The organism is Bacillota bacterium (assembly GCA_040754675.1).
Lineage (GTDB): Bacteria > Bacillota > Limnochordia > Limnochordales > Geochordaceae > Geochorda.
On the sequence record JBFMCJ010000498.1, the window covers coordinates 1 to 2,974 of the forward strand.

At 71.0% G+C, this 2,974-nt stretch carries 4 protein-coding genes; all 4 read right to left on the bottom strand.

Annotated features, from left to right (window positions below):
- Nucleotides 1-28: 28 nt before the first annotated feature.
- Complete coding sequence (locus AB1609_19725; protein ID MEW6048673.1) at nucleotides 29-712, bottom strand: hypothetical protein; 684 nt, start codon at nucleotides 710-712, stop codon at nucleotides 29-31.
- Nucleotides 713-740: 28 nt separating this feature from the next.
- Complete coding sequence (locus tag AB1609_19730; protein MEW6048674.1) at nucleotides 741-1,283, bottom strand: SEC-C metal-binding domain-containing protein; 543 nt, start codon at nucleotides 1,281-1,283, stop codon at nucleotides 741-743.
- A complete protein-coding gene (locus tag AB1609_19735) occupies nucleotides 1,199-1,927 on the bottom strand; it encodes a hypothetical protein (GenBank protein MEW6048675.1) in 729 nt (242 codons plus the stop codon). The genes AB1609_19730 and AB1609_19735 overlap by 85 nt, the downstream gene beginning before the upstream one ends.
- Nucleotides 1,924-2,974, bottom strand: a 1,051-nt coding sequence (locus tag AB1609_19740) for a hypothetical protein (protein MEW6048676.1), incomplete at its 5' end; no start/stop codon positions are given. The genes AB1609_19735 and AB1609_19740, both read right to left, overlap by 4 nt.

Below are 2,974 nucleotides of genomic sequence, written 5' to 3' on the forward strand. Positions count from 1 at the left end.
GAGCCACTTGGCCACCGGGGCACCTCCTCTACTTCGGACCCAGGATGCAGCCCTCCCAGACCTCGCATTCCCGGCACTTCCAGGACTGCGGCGGAACAGGGTCGCGCGAGCCCGCCTCCAGCTCCCGGAACACCTCCAGGGCGGACGCGGCGGCCGCCAGGTCCACAGGGGCGTCGCGCCGCTCGCCGTCCAGGAGCACCCGCTTCCACCCGGCCCCGAAGGCCAGCCCGCAGAGGTCGGCGTGCAGCTCCATCACCGGCCAGGCAAACCGGGCCGGGAAGGCAGGCAGGGGCTCGCGCTCGATCACGGCACTGTCTTCTACACCGTCCGGCTCGGTGCACAGGAACAGGCCGCCTACACGAACCCACCGCCTGGGCCCGCCGCCCGAGACCCCACCGGGCAGCAGGGGCAGCCCGAGCAGGCCGTCGCCGCCCAGGACCTCGCCTCCGGCCACGGCATCCGACAGGGCCAGGTCGAGCAGGTCCTCCGGGGAACCCGGAGCTGCCCTGACCACCCCCTGGGCCAGGGCAAGCTGCACCCGGTCGGCCAACCAGGCGCGGAACACCGCCGGCTCAGCTTCCCTGGCCTCCACCACCGCGGCCCAGTGGCACCACTTGAGCCGGGCCACCGTCACAGCCGACACCCAAACCACCCGGTCGGGGTCGGCACCCGCGTGCGCCTTGGCACGCTTGAGCATTTCCCACACACCCACCACGTCCCCGCCTCCCCCTCCCCCGGTTTCAGTCCGCCCGGGCCGGCACCGAAACCGCCGTCCGGCGCCTGCCCGCGGGCATCCGCGCGAGAACGCGCCTGGGACGGTACCGGGCGGCGCAGCAGGAACCGAGTGGTCTGCCGCTGCCACACCAGCAAAGCTCGTCCCCGAGATCCTGCGGGACCGGGTCGAGGCGTGCGGCGGCCCAGCGGACGAAATCGGCGGGCGTGCGCCAAGACGCGCTGTCGCGGGCACGACACTCAAGGCCCATCACACGGGCTATCCTCCTGAGGAGCCACCTGGCAGGGAGCCGCCGCCTGCGGCCGGGCGGAACGCGCAGCCTGGGGCCGGACGTCAGCGGCCAGCCGAGGTCCGACGCCCACATTGGCGCGTACCGCCTGGGGCCGCACTCGGAGGCCAGCCGGCTCAGCAGGTCGACCAGGTCAAAGGCCACCCCGTGCTCGACGCCGCGGAAGTCCCAGGGCGTTACTCTCCGGCCCCGGAGGGGGACACAAGAATGCTCGTCACGCGCTTGGTCAGGCACACCTGGCCGGTCACGTTTCTCGTCCACAGCCGCACCACCTCCTCTACCCCGTCTTCGTACCGGACACGCTCGTGCCACCGCACCAGCACGCTGCTGGGCAGCGTCTGCACGGTCGGAAGCCAATGCGAGGGAAGGCGGTTGCCAGCACACGCCCAGAGCCTCCCGGCGAGGTCCAGTGCCGACTTCACCAGCCGCCCAGGCGGGAGCATGTTGGGCAAACCCACACAGCCGAGGCTGCGCAGCCGCCACGCGAACAGCCTTAGTTGCCACCAACCTTCGGGGGTGCCGTCCGTGCGCACGGCTATTTCCAGGAAGGGGTTGACCTCAAAGGGCCACCGCCGCGGGGCGGCATTGAGCCAGGGAGCCCACTCCAGATCGTCCACCTGCTCCTTGAGCCAGCCGACACCAGGCGGCCGGCCCCAGCAGACAGCGTGCAGCGTCCTCACCCTGCCGGGACACGCGACCAGGTAACCAACGAGCGTCCAGCCGCGAGCCAGGCGGAGGCGCGGGAAGCAGGACAGGCACCAGCTCGGGTCCCAGGGCACGGGCGCCACCACCTGGCGCTGGACCCCCATGGCGACCGTGCGGGCCAGGGAGCGCACGCGCCCTTCGGCCATCGCCAGGCGGCGCTCGACCAGGGCCACCTCGTCTGCGGAAATCACGACTTTCATGCACTCGCACCCCCTCCAGCTTGAACCAGGTCCTTTCCCCGCAGGCGGAGGAGCTTGATCCCATGTGCACCGACGACGAGAAAGAACCAGGGCGCATCGGGTCCCAGGTACTTCGCCAGGCGGGACGCATCGCGGGCCGTTTCCACCACGGCCAGCACGCCGCAGTCCGCACCGCACTCCTGCGCTCTTCCCTCCGGGGTCGCGAGGACACACAGCCGGTGTACCGGGAACGCCCGGAAGTCCTCAAGGAGGCAAAACTGGCCGCCGACGTGGCACCAGAACTGCTGATCCTCGGTCCTGTAGCGCCTGGCCCTGCGCTGGGGCGCGGGTGCCAGGTCCAACCCGTAGCGGGAGGCCTCCCGGACGGCCTGCCAGGCCCCGGCGTCCCGGCTGCCCAACCACTCCACCAGCTTCGGCACCGACCAGGAGGGCTTGGGTATCCAGGTGGGGGTGCCGCACTTGCCATGGACCCAGGTGTCAAGCTGGCGTGACCAGGTGCGGTTGTCCCGGGCCAGGATGACCCAGTCATGCACACCAGAGGCATACCGCAGGAGGCGCCGCCACCTCTTCCACGAGATGGGCGCCCGGATCAGGACAACGAGCCGCGAGTTCTGCAGCAGTCCCAGCACGGGCCTGGACTGATACGGCAAACGCGCCCTCGCCCGCAATTCCTGGCTGACCAGGATGTCCTCGCGGCGCACCCCGCTCCGGACCAGCTCCACAAACAGGGCACTCTGCTCCGCCAGCCGCTCCCCGGCCGCGACGTTCATCCGCGACCCGCGCCGGCTGCCTCCAAGGCCCATGACCTCGATGCCCTTCTTCGTGAGCACCACGTACCGCCGCCGCGCATCACTGCACCCGCGCCGTACCTCCACCAGCCCGTCCCCGGCCAGGTCCTGCACGACCCGCGTGCACCGGACCTTGTCCCCCCCGCACCACAGGTCACGCACGTCACCGAGCCACATTGCACCAACGCGCGCCAGATCCTCCAGGATTCCATCACGCGCCTCAGTCACCAGCGTGTACCCCCCCTCTCCACCACGCGCG

What these genes read in the sequence shown, in the direction of transcription:
- AB1609_19735 (MEW6048675.1), bottom strand. Translation starts at nt 1,927, where the DNA reads ATGAAAGTCGTGATTTCCGCAGACGAGGTGGCCCTGGTCGAGCGCCGC.